The sequence below is a fragment of the Bacteroides sp. K03 genome (assembly GCF_019734355.1).
GTDB classification, from domain to species: Bacteria; Bacteroidota; Bacteroidia; order Bacteroidales; family Bacteroidaceae; genus Bacteroides; species Bacteroides nordii.
Genome location: NZ_JAASHC010000046.1, coordinates 1 through 20,731 on the forward strand (window position 1 = coordinate 1; position 20,731 = coordinate 20,731).

17 protein-coding genes are annotated in these 20,731 nt (G+C 43.8%); 7 read left to right on the forward strand and 10 right to left on the reverse strand.

The annotated features are described in order from the left end of the window. Window positions 1-143: 143 nt before the first annotated feature. Window positions 144-299 (reverse strand): hypothetical protein, encoded by a 156-nt coding sequence (locus HCG69_RS19930; protein WP_221651473.1) that lies wholly within the window; start codon window positions 297-299, stop codon window positions 144-146. Between the two features lie 204 nt (window positions 300-503). On the opposite strand from HCG69_RS19930, the gene HCG69_RS19935 reads away from it, so the two are divergent. The 4 genes from HCG69_RS19935 (at window position 504) to hydF (ending at window position 5,763) form a co-directional block, all read left to right on the forward strand. After that, window positions 504-1,970: a monomeric [FeFe] hydrogenase gene (locus HCG69_RS19935; protein ID WP_221651474.1), complete on the forward strand. Its 1,467-nt coding sequence runs from the start codon at window positions 504-506 to the stop codon at window positions 1,968-1,970. Further along, on the forward strand, window positions 1,954-3,006 hold the full coding sequence (hydE, locus tag HCG69_RS19940) for a [FeFe] hydrogenase H-cluster radical SAM maturase HydE (protein ID WP_221651475.1): 1,053 nt from the start codon (window positions 1,954-1,956) through the stop codon (window positions 3,004-3,006). Before HCG69_RS19935 ends, hydE begins: the two co-directional genes overlap by 17 nt. Window positions 3,007-3,030: 24 nt before the next feature. After that, window positions 3,031-4,449, forward strand: coding sequence for a [FeFe] hydrogenase H-cluster radical SAM maturase HydG (gene hydG / locus HCG69_RS19945; RefSeq protein WP_221651476.1), 1,419 nt, complete (start codon window positions 3,031-3,033; stop codon window positions 4,447-4,449). Window positions 4,450-4,587: 138 nt separating this feature from the next. Further along, window positions 4,588-5,763 carry a [FeFe] hydrogenase H-cluster maturation GTPase HydF gene (hydF, locus tag HCG69_RS19950; RefSeq protein WP_221651477.1) on the forward strand — a complete coding sequence of 392 codons (1,176 nt, stop codon included), beginning with the start codon at window positions 4,588-4,590 and terminating at the stop codon, window positions 5,761-5,763. Between the two features lie 125 nt (window positions 5,764-5,888). On the opposite strand, the gene hisS is transcribed toward hydF, so the two are convergent. From hisS to HCG69_RS19985, 7 genes are all read right to left on the reverse strand, one after another. After that, the gene (gene hisS, locus HCG69_RS19955) at window positions 5,889-7,253 is read right to left on the reverse strand and encodes a histidine--tRNA ligase (protein WP_221651478.1); all 1,365 of its coding nucleotides are present in this window, start codon (window positions 7,251-7,253) and stop codon (window positions 5,889-5,891) included. Between the two features lie 279 nt (window positions 7,254-7,532). Continuing rightward, window positions 7,533-8,213, reverse strand: a complete 681-nt coding sequence (locus tag HCG69_RS19960; protein WP_002560899.1) for a zinc metallopeptidase — start codon at window positions 8,211-8,213, stop codon at window positions 7,533-7,535. A gap of 125 nt (window positions 8,214-8,338) precedes the next feature. Then, window positions 8,339-9,610, reverse strand: a complete 1,272-nt coding sequence (locus HCG69_RS19965) for an adenylosuccinate synthase (protein ID WP_002560898.1) — start codon at window positions 9,608-9,610, stop codon at window positions 8,339-8,341. Then, window positions 9,607-10,095 carry a Fur family transcriptional regulator gene (locus HCG69_RS19970; protein WP_002560897.1) on the reverse strand — a complete coding sequence of 163 codons (489 nt, stop codon included), beginning with the start codon at window positions 10,093-10,095 and terminating at the stop codon, window positions 9,607-9,609. The genes HCG69_RS19965 and HCG69_RS19970 overlap by 4 nt, the downstream gene beginning before the upstream one ends. A 303-nt stretch (window positions 10,096-10,398) precedes the next feature. Then, window positions 10,399-11,058: a DNA alkylation repair protein gene (locus HCG69_RS19975; RefSeq protein ID WP_221651479.1), complete on the reverse strand. Its 660-nt coding sequence runs from the start codon at window positions 11,056-11,058 to the stop codon at window positions 10,399-10,401. A gap of 5 nt (window positions 11,059-11,063) precedes the next feature. Beyond that, window positions 11,064-13,115 (reverse strand): dipeptidyl peptidase 3, encoded by a 2,052-nt coding sequence (locus HCG69_RS19980; protein ID WP_221651480.1) that lies wholly within the window; start codon window positions 13,113-13,115, stop codon window positions 11,064-11,066. 186 nt (window positions 13,116-13,301) lie between these two features. Beyond that, a complete protein-coding gene (locus tag HCG69_RS19985) occupies window positions 13,302-13,769 on the reverse strand; it encodes an AraC family transcriptional regulator (RefSeq protein WP_221651481.1) in 468 nt (155 codons plus the stop codon). A gap of 291 nt (window positions 13,770-14,060) precedes the next feature. Here HCG69_RS19985 and recQ point away from each other — a divergent pair, with 291 nt between their 5' ends. Then, window positions 14,061-15,866 (forward strand): DNA helicase RecQ, encoded by a 1,806-nt coding sequence (gene recQ / locus HCG69_RS19990; protein ID WP_221651482.1) that lies wholly within the window; start codon window positions 14,061-14,063, stop codon window positions 15,864-15,866. Between the two features lie 10 nt (window positions 15,867-15,876). Here recQ and HCG69_RS19995 read toward each other — a convergent pair whose 3' ends face one another. Then, window positions 15,877-16,695, reverse strand: a complete 819-nt coding sequence (locus HCG69_RS19995; RefSeq protein ID WP_122202358.1) for a lipopolysaccharide assembly protein LapB — start codon at window positions 16,693-16,695, stop codon at window positions 15,877-15,879. A gap of 124 nt (window positions 16,696-16,819) precedes the next feature. Next, a complete protein-coding gene (gene cysK / locus HCG69_RS20000) occupies window positions 16,820-17,770 on the reverse strand; it encodes a cysteine synthase A (protein ID WP_221651483.1) in 951 nt (316 codons plus the stop codon). A gap of 88 nt (window positions 17,771-17,858) precedes the next feature. On the opposite strand from cysK, the gene HCG69_RS20005 reads away from it, so the two are divergent. Continuing rightward, the gene (locus HCG69_RS20005; RefSeq protein ID WP_221651484.1) at window positions 17,859-19,691 is read left to right on the forward strand and encodes an LTA synthase family protein; all 1,833 of its coding nucleotides are present in this window, start codon (window positions 17,859-17,861) and stop codon (window positions 19,689-19,691) included. Window positions 19,692-19,742: 51 nt separating this feature from the next. Beyond that, complete coding sequence (locus HCG69_RS20010) at window positions 19,743-20,408, forward strand: phosphatase PAP2 family protein (RefSeq protein WP_221651485.1); 666 nt, start codon at window positions 19,743-19,745, stop codon at window positions 20,406-20,408. Window positions 20,409-20,731 lie beyond the last annotated feature (323 nt).

Sequence of the window (20,731 nt, forward strand, 5' to 3'; positions counted from 1 at the left end):
ACTAGATAGCAACCCATTTAACTTATTTAACTGTTTTTTCTTGCACAAATATTTGCGCAGGTCTTAGAATTCTGCGTCCATCCGCGGTTCATCAGAGATTTAAAACTCTGTATTCTGTGTGCCCTCTGTGATGAAACATATTATCAGAACAGGCTCTGTGTTATCTCCTGAGCATGGTATTTCTTCGTAGTGCCCATAAGCGAACTACCTATGTAAAACAAAAACATCAGGCTTGCAATCGTCATCAATGTACTAATCATGGCAAAGCGGCTTCTTTGTATCCATTCATTCTTATTCATATCAGTTACCTCCTATTATGGATTAATCCGGTAAAACATTCATGCTACAAAAGTAAAGTCCGGGTTTTACAATACGCTTACAAACCGGTAACATTTCCATTTTCAATGCCCCGCAGTACATATTACAATCATCTTTAACGAATATTAGTTTTTCAGCAAACAGTTCACTATCTTTGCAGCCCCTAACAACCCTAAAAAAACATTATGGCATTTACTAACAACGTTATGATCGTTCGCCACAAACTGCTGGCGGACCTCGTAAGACTCTGGAAGAAAGATGAATTAATTGACAAAATTGACCGGCTTCCCATTGAGCTTAGTCCCAAAAAATCGAAACCTCTGGGCCGTTGCTGCGTCCATAAGGAACGCGCTGTGTGGAAATACAAATGTCTCCCCTTGATGGGACTTGACATGACAGACGAGCATGACGAACTGACTAACCTTTCGGAATATGCCCGGCAAGCACTGGAAAGAGAAGAATGTACCAAAGAAAACATCTTCTGCGTGATAGACGAAGCCTGTTCGTCTTGCGTACAGATCAACTATGAGATAACCAATCTGTGCCGTGGATGCGTGGCACGCAGTTGCTACATGAACTGTCCTAAAGATGCGATCCGCTTCAAGAAAAACGGGCAGGCGATGATTGACCACGACACTTGCGTCAGTTGCGGTATCTGCCATAGAAGCTGCCCGTATCATGCCATCGTTTACATCCCTGTCCCCTGCGAAGAAGCCTGTCCGGTGAAAGCCATCAGCAAAGACGCAAACGGTATTGAACACATCAACGAAGACAAATGTATCTATTGCGGAAAGTGTATGAACGCATGTCCGTTCGGTGCAATCTTTGAAGTATCGCAGGCTTTTGATATCCTGCAACGCATCCGTAAAGGAGAGAAAATGGTAGCCATCGTAGCACCTTCCATCCTCGGACAGTTTAAGACAAGTATAGAACATGTATACGGTGCCTTCCGCGAAATAGGTTTCGCAGATGTGATAGAGGTGGCACAAGGTGCCATGGATACCACCAGCAACGAAGCCCACGAGTTACTGGAAAAACTGGAAGAAGGCCAGGCTTTTATGACCACTTCTTGCTGCCCGTCTTACATCGAACTGGTAGAGAAGCACATCCCGGAACTGAAACCGTATGTATCTACAACCGGATCGCCTATGTACTACGCTGCACGTATTGCGAAAGCAAAACATCCGGATGCCCGGATCGTATTCGTTGGCCCTTGTGTAGCCAAGCGCAAAGAGATACGCCGGAACGAAGCTGTGGACTTTATCCTTACATTTGAGGAGATAGGTTCCATTCTCGACGGAATGGACATTCAGCTGGAACAGACACAGCCGTTCTCTTTGGTATATACCTCTGTCCGCGAAGCACACGGTTTTGCCCAGGCAGGCGGTGTGATGGGAGCTGTCAAAGCCTATCTGAAAGAAGAAGCTGATAAAATAAACGCGCTTCAGGTATCGGACATCAATAAGAAAAACATAGCACTGCTGCGTGCTTGCGCCAAAACGGGCAAGGCAGCAGGACAGTTCATCGAAGTTATGGCTTGCGAAGGAGGATGTATCACCGGACCAAGCACACACAACGATATTGTTTCCGGCCGCCGACAGTTAGTACAGGATTTGCTCAAACGAAAAGAAACCTATGAAAATAGGAGTTGACAGACTCAGACAAGAACATAGCCTCCCACCGGAAGGCTACAAAGCGCTTCTGACGTGCCGGGATGCAGACGTCCTTTCGTATCTGCACGCCCAGGCCCGTGAAGTGACGCTGGCAAATTTCGGAAACAACATCTACATCCGGGGGCTGATTGAAATAAGCAACTGCTGCCGGAACAACTGCTACTACTGTGGCATACGAAAAGGAAACATACAGGTGGAACGCTACCGGCTTAGCCGGGAAACGATTCTCGACTGTTGCCGACAGGGATATAAACTCGGATTCCGTACCTTTGTGCTGCAAGGAGGTGAAGATGCGGCACAATCTTCCGACTGGATCGAGGGGACTGTGGCGGCCATCAGAGGGGAATTTCCGGATTGTGCCATCACGCTGTCTTTGGGGGAGAAATCACGCGAGGAGTATGAACGCTTCTTCCGTGCCGGGGCCAATCGTTATCTGTTGCGTCACGAAACCTACAATGAAGAACATTACCGCCAATTGCATCCGGCAGAAATGCGGCAGGATACCCGCCTGCAATGCCTGCAATGGCTAAAGGAGATAGGCTATCAGACGGGAACGGGCATCATGGTGGGAAGCCCCGGACAGACAACAGAACATCTCATTGAAGATATTCGGTTCATAGAGCGTTTCAGTCCGCAGATGATCGGTATCGGTCCCTTTATTCCGCATCCCAATACCCCTTTTGCCGGGTCACCTTCGGGAAGTGTAGAACAAACGTTACGACTGCTGTCTATCTTCCGGCTGATGCATCCGCAAGCACTTATCCCCGCGACAACGGCACTCGCCACCCTCGCCGCCGACGGACGCGAACGGGGAATATTGGCAGGAGCCAATGTAGTGATGCCCAACCTCTCTCCACAGGAAGTAAGGGGAAAGTACGAACTATATAACAAGTGCTTTCCGCACGGGGAAGATCCCTTCGGAACGCTTCCCACACTAAAAGGATACACGGCAATTCCCGCACGCGGAGATGCAGTGCTTCCCACACGAGGAGGTTCGCCAGGCGATGAGTACTAAGAGATAATTAAAAAAAGAGAATGTATGTATAAGCTCAATTCACTGAAAGCAGAAGAGTTCATTGACCACCAGGAGGTTCTGGATACGCTGGAATATGCCCGTACCCACAAAAGTAACCGCGCCCTTATCGAGCAGCTCATCGAGAAAGCCGCCCAATGCAAAGGACTCACTCACCGCGAGGCAGCCTTGCTATTAGAGTGCGACCAGCCGGAACTGACAGACCGCATCTTCCACCTCGCTAAAGAAATCAAACAGAAGTTCTACGGCAACCGCATTGTAATGTTTGCACCGCTTTATCTCTCCAACTATTGCGTCAACGGTTGTACCTACTGCCCCTATCACCTGAAGAATAAAACCATTGCCCGCAAGAAGCTCACACAGGAAGAGATCCGCCGGGAAGTAATCGCCTTACAGGACATGGGGCACAAACGCCTTGCACTGGAAGCCGGAGAACATCCGCTTCTCAACCCGATTGAGTACATTCTTGAATCCATCGACACCATCTATAGCATCAAACACAGGAACGGGGCAATCCGCCGGGTAAACGTGAATATTGCAGCTACAACAGTAGAGAACTATACCCGACTGAGGGATGCAGGAATCGGTACTTATATCCTCTTTCAGGAAACCTATCACAAGGAAAATTACGAGCTCCTCCACCCCACCGGCCCCAAAAGTAACTATGCCTGGCATACCGAAGCAATGGACCGCGCCATGCAGGGAGGTATTGATGATGTAGGTATCGGAGTACTCTTCGGCCTGAATACATTCCGATATGACTTTGTCGGTCTGCTGATGCATGCAGAACACCTTGAAGCCACTTTCGGAGTAGGGCCACATACGATTAGCGTACCACGCATCTGTCCGGCGGACGATATTGATACAGCAGACTTTCCCAACTCCATATCGGATGAGATTTTCCGCCGCATCGTGGCAGTGATCCGCATTGCCGTGCCGTATACAGGGATGATCATTTCTACCCGCGAATCGCAGGAATCGCGCCGACAAGTGCTTGATATCGGTATATCACAGATCAGCGGAGGTTCGCGAACCAGCGTAGGCGGTTATGCCGAACCGGAACCATTATCGGAAAACTCTGCTCAGTTTGACCTGAGCGATACACGTACGCTGGACGAAATTGTGGGCTGGCTACTCGATATGGGGTACATCCCCAGCTTCTGTACCGCCTGCTACCGGGCAGGCAGAACGGGCGACCGGTTCATGTCACTCGTCAAATCCGGGCAGATAGCTAATTGCTGCGCTCCGAATGCACTGGTTACCCTGAAAGAATATCTGGAAGATTACGCCTCACCCGCCACACGTGCCAAAGGAGAAGAACTGATCATACGGGAAGCCGGAAAAATCCCCAACCCGAAGATAAAAGAAATAGCCCTGAGAAACCTGAAAGAAATAGCTGGAGGGAAAAGGGACTTCCGTTTTTAATGGAAAGTTGAAAATTGAAAATTGAAAGTTACTATGCAGCGTGATAGCGTAGCCCATTTTCAATTTTCAACTTTCAATTTTCAACTAATTAAGTGCAGCCATTTTCAATTTTCAACTTTCAATTTTCAATTAAACAACATGACTCCCAATTCCAACCGCCTCCATATCGCCCTCTTCGGAAGGCGAAACAGTGGTAAATCTTCCCTTATCAATGCTTTGACGGGACAAGATGTAGCACTGGTTTCCGATACTCCGGGAACAACGACCGATCCTGTGCTCAAAGCAATGGAAATTCAGGACGTCGGCCCTTGCCTTTTTATCGACACTCCGGGATATGACGATGAAGGTGAGCTGGGCGAAATGCGGATGACCCGCACCCTGAAAGCAGCCGAAAAAACAGACATTGCCATCCTGCTCTGCCATCCGGATATGGACAAAGAGCTTCAATGGATACAACAGTTGAAAGAGAAGAATATCCCGGTAATCTTGCTGCTCAACAAGGCAGATATCCTGGAAGATGCAGCGTCCATAGCCTCAGTAATAGAAAGTAAGACCGGAGAATCTCCCCTCATCGTCAGTGCAAACACCCGGCAGGGTATGGAAGACATTCGCCGGGCTATCATCCGACATCTACCCGAAGACTTCGATGCACAAAGCATCACAGGAAAGCTTGTTTCGGCAGGTGACCTCGTTTTACTTGTCATGCCGCAGGATATACAGGCACCGAAAGGGCGGCTCATTCTTCCACAGGCACAGACCCTGCGGGAACTGCTGGATAAGAAATGCATCGCCGTGAGTTGTACTACCGACCAGATGGAGGTTACTCTTCGGGCTCTCTCCCGCCCTCCAAAGTTGATAATTACCGACTCACAAGTCTTCAAAACCGTATATGAACGGAAACCGGCAGAAAGTAAACTGACTTCCTTCTCTGTGCTCTTTGCCGCTTATAAAGGAGATATCGGCTACTACACCGCCAGTGCAGCCACTATAGGTACGCTAAAAGAAACCTCCCGTGTACTGATAGCCGAAGCCTGTACGCACGCTCCCCTGTCGGAAGATATCGGCCGGGTGAAACTCCCTCGTATGCTCCGCCAGAAAATAGGCGAAGGATTGCAGATAGACATCGTATCGGGCAATGATTTCCCGGCCAATCTGGAGAAGTACGACCTTATCATCCAATGTGGCGCTTGTATGTTCAACCGGAAATATGTACTCAGCCGGATCGCACAGGCCAAAGAACAGAAAGTACCTATGACAAACTATGGAATAGCCATCGCCTGGCTAAGCGGAATACTTGACAAAATAGAATTCTGAAAAGCATAAAAAAACTCCCCGGTGCTGCGCCATTTACGCGGCACCGGGGAGGATATCTCTCGGCTCCGGGGAGGAGATGGTTCGGCTCCGGGGAACAAGGTCCTCGGCTCCGGGGAGCGAAAAGCCTATTTCAAAAGGGTTTCAATCAGCTCTTCTGCCGAAACAAGGTGCTGTTCTCCCGTTTCCATATTTTTCAACATCGCTTTGCCTTCATTCATCTCATTCTCGCCTACAATAGCTACAAACGGGATGTTCTTCGCATTGGCATAGCTCATCTGTTTCTTCATCTTTGCAGCATCCGGAAAAATCTCTGCACGGATACCGGCCGCACGAGCCTTCGCCAGAATACCGATTGAAAAAGCTGCTTCTTTCTCTCCGAAATTAATAAAGAGCAATTGCGTACCATTTACAGCTTCTTTCGGATAAAGTTCCAGCTGATTGAGTACATCAAAAATACGGTCGGCACCGAAAGAGATACCTACCCCCGATACACCTGCCATACCGAATACACCTGTCAGATTATCGTAGCGTCCACCACCGGTAATGCTACCAATCTGTACATCCAGTGCTTTCACTTCAAAAATAGCTCCTGTATAATAATTCAAGCCGCGTGCCAGCGTAAGGTCTAATTCAATCTCATTCTTCAGCCCCATAGCTGTAAGCGTATTCAAGATAAACTCGCTCTCTTCTACTCCCTTGATTCCGATTTCGCTGTCGGCAAGTACGGTTTTCAAAGTAGCTAACTTCTCTGCATTCGTTCCGCTCAACAAGATAATAGGCTGTAACTTGGCAATCGCCTCTTCACTGATTCCTTTATCAGCTAACTCTCTGTTCACATTTTCCAGCCCGATCTTATCAAGCTTATCAATAGCCACCGTAATATCTACAATCTTGTCTGCTTCACCGATAATCTCGGCAATACCGGTCAGGATCTTACGGTTGTTGATCTTAATGCAGACACGGATACCAAAACGGGTGAACACCGTATCTACAATCTGCATCAGCTCTACTTCGTTCAGTAATGAATCACTACCTACCACATCGGCATCGCACTGATAAAACTCGCGGTAACGCCCCTTCTGAGGACGGTCTGCACGCCACACGGGCTGAATCTGGTAACGCTTGAAAGGAAAAGTGATTTCATCACGGTGCATCACCACATAACGGGCAAACGGAACTGTGAGATCATAACGCAATCCTTTTTCACAAAATTTGCTTGCCAGCTTTGCTGCATTGCGGCTCAGTAATTCTTCATCAGTGATGCCGGAGAAGTAATCTCCCGAATTCTGTATCTTAAACAAAAGTTTATCGCCTTCATCGCCATACTTTCCCATCAAGGTAGAAAGCATTTCCATAGACGGAGTTTCTATCTGCTGGAATCCATAAAGATGATAAACATCGCGGATGGTATTGAATATGTAGTTACGCTTCGCCATCTCAACGGGCGAAAAATCACGTGTTCCTTTCGGTATACTTGGTTTTGCTGCCATAAATCTAACTGTTTTATTTATCGAACTGCAAAGTTATAGGAAATTATTGATTATTCATGGGAATCTGGGGTTAATCTCGCTCGTATCTATATTTCACCACAGAGGACACAAAGGGCACGGAGTTTATTATCCATATAAAACGCAGATTAACGCAAAGGAAAACAAATATAAGACAAGGAATAACAATATCTTAATCTGCGATAACCTGTGTTAATCTGCGTTTCAATAAAATAAAACTCTGTGCTCTCTGTGTCCTCTGTGGTGAACAACAGAAGCAGCTTAATCTCTTCTGCCGAGGAATATCATAATATAATAAATCAACGTAGCCAAAGAACTGAGTGCAGCTACCACATACGTATAAGCAGCCGAACGAAGCGCATCCTCTGCCTGTGCATGATTACGCGAATTCGTGATACCCGAAGCGCTCAACCATACCAATGCACGCTTACTTGCATTGATCTCCACCGGAAGAGTGACAAAACTGAACAGAGTTGTCATAGCAAACAGGATAATACCTGCCAGCAACAACTGAGGGAACGAATTCAACAACAAGATACCTGCCAGCAACAACCAGGTCATCCATTGAGAAGCAAAGCTCACTACAGGAACCAGTTTGCTACGCATCGTCAGCGGAGCATAAGCCTGCGCATGCTGAAGAGCGTGTCCGCATTCATGAGCAGCTACGGCAGCAGCCATAATACTGTTACTTTCATATACACCTTCACTCAGGTTCACTGTCTTATTGGCAGGATTATAGTGGTCAGTCAATTGTCCGGGAGTATGAGTCACCTTGACGTCATAGATTCCATTATCATTCAACATCTTAATAGCCACGTCGCGTCCTGTCATTCCATTTCCGGTAGGTATCTTAGAATATTTCTTGAACTTGTTCTGCAAGTTCATCTGTACCAACCAGCTTACTACGGCAATTCCGATAAATAATACCCAATACGATATCATATACTTTCTTTAATTAAAATGAATACTACAAACATCTGTACAAATAGCTTGCCAAAAATAAAGGGAAACTTTGTATATCACAATAGTTTCCCTCCTGTTTTATGAAGAATTATCTAAAAATGCGTTTATTCTTCCGTATATCTTTCAATAGTCTGTTCTCTGTCCGGACCTACTGAAACAATCTTAATCTCTACATCCAACTGTTCTTCAAGGAAAGAGAGATAAGCATTGAATTCTTCGGGGAATTCATCTTCACTCTGCATCTTCGTCATGTCAACCTGCCATCCCGGAAGTTCGGCATATACAGGCTCTACATTTTCATTGATATCATAAGGGAAATAATCTATCTCCTCACCATTCACTTTATAAGCAACGCAAGCCTTGATCGTCTCAAATGTATCAAGTACGTCACTCTTCATCATAATGAGCTTAGTAACTCCGTTGATCATTACAGAATATTTCAACGCTACCAGGTCAATCCATCCGCAACGGCGTTTACGACCCGTCACCGAACCAAACTCATGTCCTAATGTACAGATCTTATCGCCTGTTTCATCAAACAACTCGGTAGGGAACGGACCTGAACCAACACGTGTACAATAAGCCTTGAAGATACCATATACCTCACCAATACGGTTAGGAGCTACTCCCAAACCGGTACAAGCACCGGCACAAACTGTATTTGAAGAAGTTACAAACGGATAAGAACCGAAGTCGATATCAAGCATTGTTCCCTGTGCACCTTCACAAAGAACGCTCTTACCCGATCTCAGCAAGTTGTTTACTTCATGTTCACTGTCTACCAGATGGAACTGCTTCAGGTATTCAATACCTTCCATCCATGCTTTTTCAATCTCTGTCAGATCATATGTATAATTCAGTCCTTTCAGGATTTGTTCGTGGCGAGCTTTGGCAGCAGCATATTTCTGGTCGAAATTATCAAGGATATCACCTACACGAACACCGTTACGGCTCACCTTATCAGTATAAGTCGGGCCGATACCTTTTCCGGTAGTACCTACTTTAGCATCCCCCTTAGCAGCTTCATAAGCGGCATCGAGAATACGGTGTGTAGGCAAAATGAGATGCGCTTTCTTTGAAATGTGCAGTCTGTCTTTTAAGTTGTGTCCCGATGCTTCAAGTGATTCAGCCTCTGCTTTAAACAAAGCCGGATCCAACACAACACCATTGCCGATGATATTTACCTTATCTCCCTGAAAAATACCGGAAGGAATGGAACGGAGCACATATTTTTGTCCTTCGAACTCAAGTGTATGACCGGCATTCGGGCCACCTTGGAAACGTGCTACCACGTCGTATCTCGGAGTTAATACGTCGACTACTTTACCTTTACCTTCATCGCCCCATTGTAATCCTAATAGTACATCTACTTTCATCTTTCTTTTTTATTGTTGTTACTTACTTTTTTCCGTTTATTGGCACGGTCACACTTACTGCAAACCCCATAAATATACAAGGAGTAATGTGAAAGCTGAAACCGGCTTAACCTGGTATTCTCAATAGCATTTTGCAGCGCTTCATTCTGAAACTCTGTAACTTTGCCACATTGCGTGCAAATCTGGTGATGATGCGTCTCGCGATTGTATGATTTCTCGTATTGGGAAGAAGTTCCGAACTGATGCTTGATAATCAGCCGGGCATTAATAAGCAGAATGATGGTATTATAAAGTGTCGCACGACTTACACGAAAATTCTCCTGGTTCATCATCTGCGAATAGAGCATATCTATGTCAAAATGTCCATCTATGGAATATATAGTGTCAAGTATGGCATAACGTTCGGGGGTCTTACGATGCCCGTTCGCATTAAGATATTCTGTAAATATCTGTCTTACCGTATCTTTTACGTTCTGAGTTTCCATATCGGCACGAAATTAGCGCCAACAAAGTTAAGCCTTTTTTGCGGAAAGCAAAAATAATATGAGAAATAATGTACCAATTAATAATGTGTCAATGTGCTAATATGCCAATATGCCAATTAATAATGTGCCAATATGATAATATGCCAATATGCCAATTAAAGAATGCGTCAATGTGTCAATGTACCAATTAAATAATGTGCCAATATGCCAATAAAATAATATGCCAATATACCCATATACTGTGCTATCATGCTGCACAGTAATTGGTACATTGGCACATTAGCATATTGGCACATTATTTAATTATTCTGCCTCTTCCGCCACCACATTGTATAATACTTGCTCAGCCTCTACAGTAGAGTCTTTCATACTTTCTACCATGCGACATACCTGGAAAGCATGCTCCTCGCTATGTTGCATATATTTGCGGATAGCAAGCAAAGCGGCATTGCGTACGTGATAAGTACCGGATAGCACTGCACAAATTGCCTGATCAAGAAACTCCCCTGCCGGACGTTCGGCCATATCTCCCTTCTTCATTAATAAACGGGCAATGGTAAGAAAGCCACAAACCTGTGCATACTCTTCTTCCGAAGCTATCCAATGGAAAGACTTGGCAGGAGCATAAGGCAGATTTTGAAAAAGGTTCATACAGGTAAGTTCTGCCACTTCGATATTCGGCATATTCTCTACCCAGATATCGGCTATCTCCGGAAAGAAAGTATCTACCGGCTGTAAGATGCCTGCCAGAATTTTACATTCACGAATATCCTCTTTCCACAATGCCTGCGCCAGATCATGATTCTTTTCATAGGCAGCAGCAATACTTTTGATGCGGGGCAATTCCACCCCGAAATTGAGCTTATAATTCAGCCCCTTCTCACGCATACTTTGAGACACAACCCCGTTCATAGAGAGCCGGAGCTGTGTCTTTATATCTTTTAATTGTTCTTTTATATCCATTCAGATCAGTTATTTATAGAAGGCAACGGAGAGTAATCTTTACTATAACGTAACATTTGCTCTGCATAACCTTCATCATATGATACCTTCACATCAGTAATCGTTCCGTTTGCATCAGTAACTGCCTCATATTTAGGATTAACAAACCCTTTATATGGAGCCAGATTCAGTTTCTTATAGCGTTCAAGAACTTCGGCATGAAGCACAGGATCTACCTTCACTGCATAATCTTCAACCAATGCACGGGCAGCAGCAAAGTCACCGGTAGATTTAATACGCTGTATCTCAGCAAGCAATTCACCGAAAAGCTGGCGTACCTTCTCATAGTCGTTCACAACAACATATGTTTTCCCGTCCTTCTTCACCAGTTCTACTACCTTATCGGCAGCCCCTTTCTCAAACACCCATCGGGCAATGAGCTGTCTGTTACGCATATGTGCCTCTTCCACTGTATTACCCGGCTGAATACGCACGAGTTGGGTCATCAGACCATTCATCAGATACGTATAGTATTGTGCTTTGTATGCCTCGTCACTGGAAAGTAAACCAAGTTCAACCAACTTCGGATCAGCTACATAATACAAACCGAACAAATCGGCACGTGCTTCTTCAATAGTGGAACCATAAGCTTTTAGTGCATCAGGATCTACTCCCGGAAGCAACTTACCCGAACCATGTCCCAAGCATTCATGCAGGTCGGTATGTAATTCGTCCGTCAGATCAGAATACTGATCAATCAGCTCCCGCTCAGCATCACTATACACAAACTCCTCATTAAAACCATTGCCATGGGCAGCCTTATTATAAGCATCGGTAATATTGCCAATAGTCACAGACTTTGAACCATGATGAGCACGAATCCAGTTAGCATTCGGCAGGTTGATACCAATGGCTGTTGCAGGATAAAGATCCCCCGCCAAAATAGCAGCAGTAATAACCTTTGCTGATACCCCCTTCACTTCACTCTTTTTAAACTGTGCCTCCACCGGAGAGTGATCCTCAAACCATTGCGCATTACTACTGATAATTTCAGTACGCTGTGTAGCCACCAGATCTTTAAAGTTAACCAAAGACTCCCAGCTCGCCTTCATTCCAAGCGGATCACCATAACTTTCTGTGAACCCATTTACCACATCGATACGGGAATTCAGATCCTTCACCCACAAAATGGCATATTCATCAAAGGTCTTTAAATCACCGGTCTCATAAAATTCAATCAGCTTGCTGATAGCAGCTTTCTGAGCATCATCTTCGGCTACCCCTTCAGCTTTCTTCAACCAATAGACAATCTTTTCAAGTGCCTGCGTATAAAGTCCGCCTACTTTCCACACTTTCTCCTGAATCTTACCATTCTCCTTTACCAAACGGCTATTCAAGCCATAAGAAACCGGAGTCTCATCTTTCGGATCTTTCATCTTAGCGTAGAACGCTTCAGCTTCAGCCTGGGTCACTCCATCATAATAGTTGCAGGCAGAAGTCAACACAAGATCTTCCCCATCAGCCTGATTGACCCGTTTGGGCATAATAGTGGGATCAAAAATCACCGGAAAGATCTCTTCGCACAGCTGCTCTGCAGTTTGCCCTTCAGCCAACGGAAGCAGTGCCGGATCTACATCCAACACAGCCTGTTTGAGAAAATCCTGAGAGAATCCGGGTACGAACTTCTCAGACCCGTAATGATGATGAATACCGTTAGAGAACCACACCCGTTTAAGGTAAGTCTCCATATTCTTAAAATCGATACTATTTTTATCACCTTTATAATTAGTATATATAACTTCAAGCATCCGGCGGATACGAAGATTATATTTCCCATTCTGATCAAAAAGGATGTCTCGTCCTTCAAGAGCAGCCTCAGTAAGATAATAAACTAATTCTTTCTGTTTAAGCGACAGGTCCTCAAATCCCGGAACCCGGTAACGCAATATCTGTAAATCGGCAAATTGTTCCACTGTATAATCAAATTTATCTGCCTGGGCAGTTGTTTTTTTAGTCCCGCTACACCCCGTCAACAAAACAGCAGCAGTAGCAACTGAAATAATAAGATGATTTTTCATAAGTAGTATATAAGAGTTATAAGTTATAAAGTTATGAGTTATAGAGTTATGGAATATGAGTTATGCGAACTATCAATTCATAATTCATAAATCCCTCACCCCATCTTCTAAAAACATGAAAAGGAAGTATCCCGAAACTTTTCGTCCGGAATATTTCCTTTTTTATTCAACTAAAGAAATACGTGATTACTTTTTGCTATTCTCAACGTGTTCTTTACGGTAGCCATTAGGAGTCTTGCCTACATTCTTGTAGAAAGCAGCATAGAAAGATTGACGATTGGCAAAACCAACCATTGCACTGATTTCTTCTACATTCTTATCGGCATATCTCTTATCAGTCAAAAGATGAAGAGCATCCTTCACTCTATATTCATTCAAAAGGCAAGAATAATTCTGTCCGAAACGAGAATTAACGACTGCGGATAAATAACGCGTATTCGTCTTCAACTCTTTGGCCAGATCTTTTGCTGAATAATCCGGGTCTCTGTACTTCTTTTGAACGACAACGATATTCAAAATCTTGTCATACAACTCATCTGCTAGTTCCGGTCTTATTAAAGAACGGTAAGCAGCTTTTTTCTCCTTCTTCTCCCTCAGATTGTAAGGGCGCTTTTTAGGAGCCTCTTCCTGTTTTTTGTTTTCTAAATCACTCATTGAATTAACTGGTTAGGGTTTGTTTTTAATTATTGCTACAATGCAGTAACATTATTATGTTACAAATTTCATACATTATTTTCACATACACAAATTTTGCGTATATATTTTTTATAGCAAAGTAGTTAAAAACGTCAAAATAGGGGAGAAGAAACGCCATAATAAGAAACTTTAACTTTTTAGCATCCCGTTTTCGTCCACGGAGAGAGTTTATTTCCCCCATCTTGTAGATACGTATTATGATAGATAAAAGAAAATAGTACCTTTGCAAAAAGTCTCAATATACGAACCATGATCCAAACGCTGAAAACCTACTTTGGTTATGAAAGTTTCCGCCCTTTACAAGAAGAAATTATCCGGAATCTGCTGAACCGGAAAGACGGTCTGGTATTAATGCCCACCGGAGGTGGAAAATCCATCTGCTACCAACTCCCGGCTGTGCTTTGCGAAGGAACTGCTGTAGTTGTGTCACCACTCATATCACTAATGAAAGATCAGGTAGAAGCACTCCGCGCCAACGGAATAGCTGCCGGAGCCTTGAACAGTAGCAATAATGAAACTGAGAATGCCAATCTGCGCCGTGCCTGTATAGAAGGAAAGCTAAAACTCTTATATATATCTCCCGAAAAACTGATCACAGAAGCAGACTACCTGTTACGTGATATGAACCTTTCTCTCTTTGCCATTGACGAAGCACACTGCATTTCACAATGGGGACATGATTTCCGTCCGGAATACGCTCAAATGGGAATATTACACCAGATGTTTCCCCAGATACCCATCATCGCACTGACGGCAACAGCGGATAAAATTACCCGTGAAGATATCATCCGCCAACTACATCTGACCGACCCTAAAGTATTCATTTCTTCTTTCGACCGGCCTAATCTCAGCCTCACTGTAAAGCGTGGTTATCAGCAAAAAGAAAAGAGTAAAGCGATACTGGAATTTATTGACCGCCACGCTGGCGAAAGCGGTATTATCTACTGCATGAGTCGCAGTAAAACGGAAACTGTAGCACAGATGTTACAAAAACACGGAATACACTGTGGAGTCTATCACGCCGGGCTTTCAGCATATCAGCGAGACAATACACAAGACGATTTTATCAATGACCGCATCCAGGTAGTATGTGCCACAATCGCCTTCGGAATGGGTATTGACAAGTCAAATGTCCGTTGGGTGATTCATTATAATCTTCCCAAAAGCATCGAGAGCTTTTATCAGGAAATAGGTCGTGCAGGAAGAGACGGAATGCCAAGCGATACAGTCTTATTCTATTCGTTAGGGGATTTAATTCTACTGACAAAGTTTGCCACCGAAAGTAACCAGCAAACCATCAATCTTGAGAAGCTGCAACGTATGCAGCAATATGCCGAAGCAGACATTTGCCGCAGGCGTATCTTACTAAGTTATTTCGGAGAAAAATCGGAGAAAGATTGTGGTAATTGTGATGTTTGCAGAAACCCTCCGGAACGTTTTGACGGAACTATTATCGTACAAAAAGCATTAAGTGCAATTGCGCGTACCGGGCAGCAAATAGGTACAAGCATGTTAATTGACATTTTACGCGGATCTTTCTCTGCTGAATTAACAGAAAAAGGATATGATAAACTAAAAACTTTTGGAGTCGGAAGAGATATTCCGGCACGCGACTGGCAGGATTATTTGTTACAAATGTTGCAAATAGGGTACTTTGAAATTGCATACAATGAAAATAATCACTTAAAAGTTACGGAAATCGGAAATGACGTACTATTTGGACGTCAAAAAGCGAAATTAGTGATTATAAAACGAGACGAAAACGAAAATCGGAAAGGAAAGAAAAAGAAGATAATTATCAATAAAGAACTACCTTTAGAAGCACCTTCTACAGAAAATGAAAACTTGTTTGAAGCCCTGCGAAGAGTTCGTAAACAATTGGCAGACCAAGAAGCAATACCTGCCTATATTGTATTATCAGACAAAGTTTTGCACTTGCTCAGTATTTCCCGCCCCATGACAATTGAAGAGTTTGGAAATATCAGCGGCATCGGTGAGTTCAAGAAGAAGAAATACGGTAAAGAATTTGTAGAAGTAATACGTCAGTTCGGATAGAGAGCTCTTACTATTTACATTGTTTCAACCTCTCATAGAGATCGGATTGCGGTACTCCAAGTGAAATCGCCTTTTCAAAATCTGTTTTGGCAAGACCTTTTTTCTTTTGAAGCAGATAGATATCCCCCCGAAGTAAATAAGCATCAATCAACGATGGCGATAAGCGGATAGCTTGTTCAAGATCAACAAGAGCCAATTCTACATGTTCCATTTCACGTTCCACATCGGCACGCGCCACATAAAGAGTCGCGTCATCCGGATTCTCAACCAGCAATTTATTGATTACCTCAAGCGCCTCACGAAATTTTCCCTCTTTCTGTTCAAGAGTAGCCAGTCCAAGACGTCCACTATAGCTCTTCGGGTCAATTTCCAGCAAACGGTCATAATCCGCACGAGCTGCTTTATAATCACGTCTGATCGTGTAAATATAGGCACGCATCAATAAAGCTTCCTTATTCACTTTGTCGGCATCAAGAGCCTCACAATAATCCAGATAAGCACGATCCGTCATTCCCTTTTCCATATAAAGAGCGGCACGATCCAGCAAAATAGGCACAGCAGTAGGAGCAATGTTTAGTGCATAAGTATACGACTGAAGTGCATCATCATAACGCCCTAAACGTTTCTGCACTAATCCTAAATTGGAAAAGAGCAAAGCATTATGAGGATTAGAAGGTTCAAGTTTCATGGCCTGAACAAGCAACTCTTCCGCCCGAACAAGGCTATCTTTCTCTATACAATCAATTGCCTGTTCCGACAACTCACTATACGTTTGTGCCGAAAGCGATAAAGAGAAAAAGAGAAGAAAAAGGATAAATATAGATTTCATCTTAAATAGTGGTTAGTGAGTAGTGATAAGTGATTAGTGATTAGTGAATAGTGAGTAGCGATGAGATAGTGAACGGTGAGACCCGCATGGCACTTATCACTAATCACTACTCACTCATCACTATTTATTCAAGCGGATAAGCATCAAATGCAAACAGTTCCGTCGACAAATAGCGTTCACCGGTATCGGGCAACAGTGCCACAATCATTTTTCCGGCAAATTCAGGGCGCTCTGCCAGCTTTCGTGCCGCATAAACAGCTGCTCCCGAAGATATTCCTGCCAGCAATCCTTCCGTAGCCGCCAATTCACGCCCGGTACGTATTGCTTCATCATCAGGTACTCCCATTACCTCATCTACAACGGAAGCATCATAAATCTTCGGAATAAAATTAGCGCCAATACCTTGTATCCGATGAGGAGCTGCTTCTCCACCTGCCAACACCGGAGAAGCGGCAGGCTCAACAGCCAGTACATAAACATCCGGATTGTGCTTCTTCAATGCACGGGCCACTCCACATACAGTTCCACCTGTACCTACACCAGCCACAAAAGCAGCTATCTGACCATCTGTATCTTCCCAAATTTCCTCACCTGTAGTACGCTGGTGCACTGCCGCATTAGACTGGTTCTCGAACTGTTGAAGTATCACCGAACCGGAAATAGTAGTTTTCAGCTCCTGTGCTTTTGCAATAGAACCTGCCATTCCTTTCAGACCGTCTGTCAGTACAATCTGTGCTCCCAGAGCTTTTAGCAGATTTCTACGTTCCAGACTCATCGTTTCGGGCATAGTCAATATTAAATGATATCCCTTAATAGTAGCTACCATCGCCAGACCTACACCGGTATTTCCGCTTGTAGGTTCTATTATCGTTGCTCCCGGTTTAAGGATTCCACGCTCTTCAGCATCTTCAATCATCGAAAGTGCTACACGGTCTTTCACACTTCCACCCGGATTGAATGCCTCCAGTTTTGCTACAATATTACCAGCCAAACCTTGTTTTGAACTATAGCCAGACAGTTCCATCAAGGGTGTATGTCCTATCAAACCGATCAGATTCTTTGCTATTTTTTTCATAATTACCACTGTTTTACGTCAGTTAATGCACAAAGATAAAGAAAAGTATAGTACCTTTGCCTGCGTTCAATCTTTTTAAGTATATAGTATGAAAAGAAGACTTATACAATTCGTTACTACCTATTTCCTTTTTGTATTTATATTTATCCTGCAAAAGCCTGTGTTTATGGCTTATTATCACACCTTATATAATGAGGTATCATGGACAGAATGGTTCAGCGTGATGTGGCATGGGCTTCCGCTCGACTTTTCGATGGCAGGATATCTGACTGTAATCCCTGGATTACTGCTGATTGCATCTGCCTGGACTAATTCCAAAAAACTACAACAGATACGCCGCATCTATATCATAATAGTATCCATATTACTCTCCTGCATATTTATAAGCGATCTTGGATTGTATGGTTATTGGGGATTCCGGCTTGACACCACACCGTTGTTCTATTTCTTCTCTTCGCCCAAAGACGCACTGGCCAGTGTCAGTATCTGGGTAGTATTGGGAGGTATATTGGGCATGGTAGTTTACGCAATGCTCCTCTATTTCTTATTATCTTTCATATTGAACAACGCCAAACGCCCCTTGAAGATACCTTTTCGCCGGGTAAGTGTATCCGGCGTTCTGTTATTGGCCACTGCCCTATTGTTTATACCTATACGCGGAGGGTTCAGTGTTGCAACTATGAACCTCGGAAAAGTTTTTTTCAGTGCCAATCAGAAACTGAATCACGCATCCATCAATCCTTGTTTTAGCCTGATGGATTCTTTCTCCCGACAAGTTGCTTTTGATAAACAATATCGTTTTCTGCCAGCCGAAGAAGCAGACCACCTGTTCGCAGAACTGACAGATAAACCTGTTACAGATTCGATCCCGCAATTATTTAACACCGAACATCCCAATATCATCATGATAGTGCTCGAGAGCTTCTCTTCTCACTTAATGGAAACTCTCGGTGGAGAGCCGGGTATAGCAGTCAACATGGACAAGTTTGCCAATGAAGGAGTTTTGTTCACCCATTTCTATGCCAATAGCTTCCGCACCGACCGGGGACTGGTATCCATTATCAGTGGCTATCCGGCGCAGCCTACCACCAGTATCATGAAGTATACACGCAAAACACAAAGTCTGCCCTCTATTCCTGCCAGTCTGAAAAAAGTAGGATACGACCTGCAATATTATTACGGGGGAGATGCCGACTTCACCAATATGCGTTCATTCCTTGTTTCTACTGGTATTGAAGATATTATCTCCGAAGATGATTTTCCTGTATCCGAACGTCTCAGTAAATGGGGTGCCCATGACCACATCGTATTCAACCGGATGATAACCGATCTGAAAACCAAATCACAAAAAGAGCCGTTCTTCAAAATATTGCAAACATCCAGTAGCCACGAACCATTTGAAGTGCCTTACAGCAAGCTATCCAACGCCAGACTAAACGCATTTGCCTATACGGATAGTTGTACCGGAGATTTCGTTCGTCAGCTCAAAGAAACTCCGCTTTGGAAGAACACCGTAGTAATTCTTGTACCAGATCATTTGGGAGTCTATCCGGAGGATATTAACAACCTCTCACCTGCCCGCTACACTATTCCGTTGATCCTCACCGGAGGTGCAGTCAAGGAACCCAGACAAATAACGACTTACGGTTCTCAGATAGATATCGCTGCTACTTTATTGGCACAATTAGGATTACCACACGACGAATTCACTTTCAGCAAGAACATGTTGAACCCAGGTTCTCCTCATTTTGCATTCTTCACATTCCCAAATGCATTCGGAATGGTAACGCCCGATAACGCAGTTGTATTTGATTGCGAATCAAACTCTGTTGTACTGGATGAAGGTACCCACAAAGGTGAAAATCTGGATAAGGGAAAAACATACTTACAAAAGCTATATGATGACATTGCAAAAAGATAAGTTGTTCTATTCTCCCCTACCGACTCTAAATTTGAATTAATATTAAACAATATGACATACGAACTATTACAATCACTTGTTGAAGCAGACCAGAATTTATTACTTTATCTTAATGGATTTCACAATACATTCGGAGATTATTTCATGCCCGTTTTCACCGGAAAGTGGATATGGGTACCCATGTACGCAAGTATACTATATGTATTACTTAAAAATTTCAACTGGAAAGTCGTTCTATTCTGCCTCATAGGCATCGCGCTGACTATCACTTTCGCCGATCAGGTTTGTGCAACCGTCATTCGTCCCATCGTAGAACGTTCCCGCCCTTCTAACCCTGCCAGTCCCATTGCAGACCTCGTACATATCGTCAACGGAAGACGTGGAGGTGGCTTCGGTTTTCCCTCTTGCCATGCTTCCAACTCTTTTGGTTTAGCGTTCTTTCTGGTGTTCCTGTTCCGCAAACGCTGGCTCAGCATTTTCATTTGTACATGGGCAGCCGTTAATTGCTACACGCGCATCTATCTGGGATTGCATTATCCGGGAGATTTAGTGGTAGGAATGTTAGTAGGATTAGCTGGAGCTATGTTGATGTACTATCTGCTCACAAGAGTTACCAAAGAAGATTTCAGAAAAGCACGTCAAACACAAGTTATCATTTATACAGGATTACTTACGGTGATAGGTATACTGATCTACTCGACTATACAAGTGATATAATAAGAGACAGAAAAAAGAGGTAGACAGAGTTTCTGTCAAGAGCAGATTTATTGATTCTTAACGAAACAAGTTCTGTTTTTCGTCTTGCCGTATGTTGCATCGCAACACAATGGCATTTGCATCGTAACATAGTATGTAATCTAACGCAACACGGCATGTGATTCACCGTAACATACCTTCTTATTTTGGCTAATATACCTTCTGACCGGTAATAAATACCCTATTCAGAAGCTTTATATAGGATATAGACACAAAAAAGGAGAAAGCGATAAACTTTCTCCTTCAAGTGTAATCTAACTGAATATATTTTATGATTACAATGA

What these genes read in the sequence shown, in the direction of transcription:
- HCG69_RS19970 (WP_002560897.1), bottom strand. Translation starts at nt 10,095, where the DNA reads ATGGAAACTCAGAACGTAAAAGATACGGTAAGACAGATATTTACAGAA.
- HCG69_RS19935 (WP_221651474.1), top strand. Translation starts at nt 504, where the DNA reads ATGGCATTTACTAACAACGTTATGATCGTTCGCCACAAACTGCTGGCG.
- recQ (WP_221651482.1), top strand. Translation starts at nt 14,061, where the DNA reads ATGATCCAAACGCTGAAAACCTACTTTGGTTATGAAAGTTTCCGCCCT.
- HCG69_RS19960 (WP_002560899.1), bottom strand. Translation starts at nt 8,213, where the DNA reads ATGATATCGTATTGGGTATTATTTATCGGAATTGCCGTAGTAAGCTGG.
- HCG69_RS19980 (WP_221651480.1), bottom strand. Translation starts at nt 13,115, where the DNA reads ATGAAAAATCATCTTATTATTTCAGTTGCTACTGCTGCTGTTTTGTTG.
- hydE (WP_221651475.1), top strand. Translation starts at nt 1,954, where the DNA reads ATGAAAATAGGAGTTGACAGACTCAGACAAGAACATAGCCTCCCACCG.
- HCG69_RS19995 (WP_122202358.1), bottom strand. Translation starts at nt 16,695, where the DNA reads ATGAAATCTATATTTATCCTTTTTCTTCTCTTTTTCTCTTTATCGCTT.
- HCG69_RS19975 (WP_221651479.1), bottom strand. Translation starts at nt 11,058, where the DNA reads ATGGATATAAAAGAACAATTAAAAGATATAAAGACACAGCTCCGGCTC.
- cysK (WP_221651483.1), bottom strand. Translation starts at nt 17,770, where the DNA reads ATGAAAAAAATAGCAAAGAATCTGATCGGTTTGATAGGACATACACCC.
- hisS (WP_221651478.1), bottom strand. Translation starts at nt 7,253, where the DNA reads ATGGCAGCAAAACCAAGTATACCGAAAGGAACACGTGATTTTTCGCCC.
- HCG69_RS19965 (WP_002560898.1), bottom strand. Translation starts at nt 9,610, where the DNA reads ATGAAAGTAGATGTACTATTAGGATTACAATGGGGCGATGAAGGTAAA.
- HCG69_RS20005 (WP_221651484.1), top strand. Translation starts at nt 17,859, where the DNA reads ATGAAAAGAAGACTTATACAATTCGTTACTACCTATTTCCTTTTTGTA.
- hydG (WP_221651476.1), top strand. Translation starts at nt 3,031, where the DNA reads ATGTATAAGCTCAATTCACTGAAAGCAGAAGAGTTCATTGACCACCAG.
- hydF (WP_221651477.1), top strand. Translation starts at nt 4,588, where the DNA reads ATGACTCCCAATTCCAACCGCCTCCATATCGCCCTCTTCGGAAGGCGA.
- HCG69_RS20010 (WP_221651485.1), top strand. Translation starts at nt 19,743, where the DNA reads ATGACATACGAACTATTACAATCACTTGTTGAAGCAGACCAGAATTTA.
- HCG69_RS19985 (WP_221651481.1), bottom strand. Translation starts at nt 13,769, where the DNA reads ATGAGTGATTTAGAAAACAAAAAACAGGAAGAGGCTCCTAAAAAGCGC.
- HCG69_RS19930 (WP_221651473.1), bottom strand. Translation starts at nt 299, where the DNA reads ATGAATAAGAATGAATGGATACAAAGAAGCCGCTTTGCCATGATTAGT.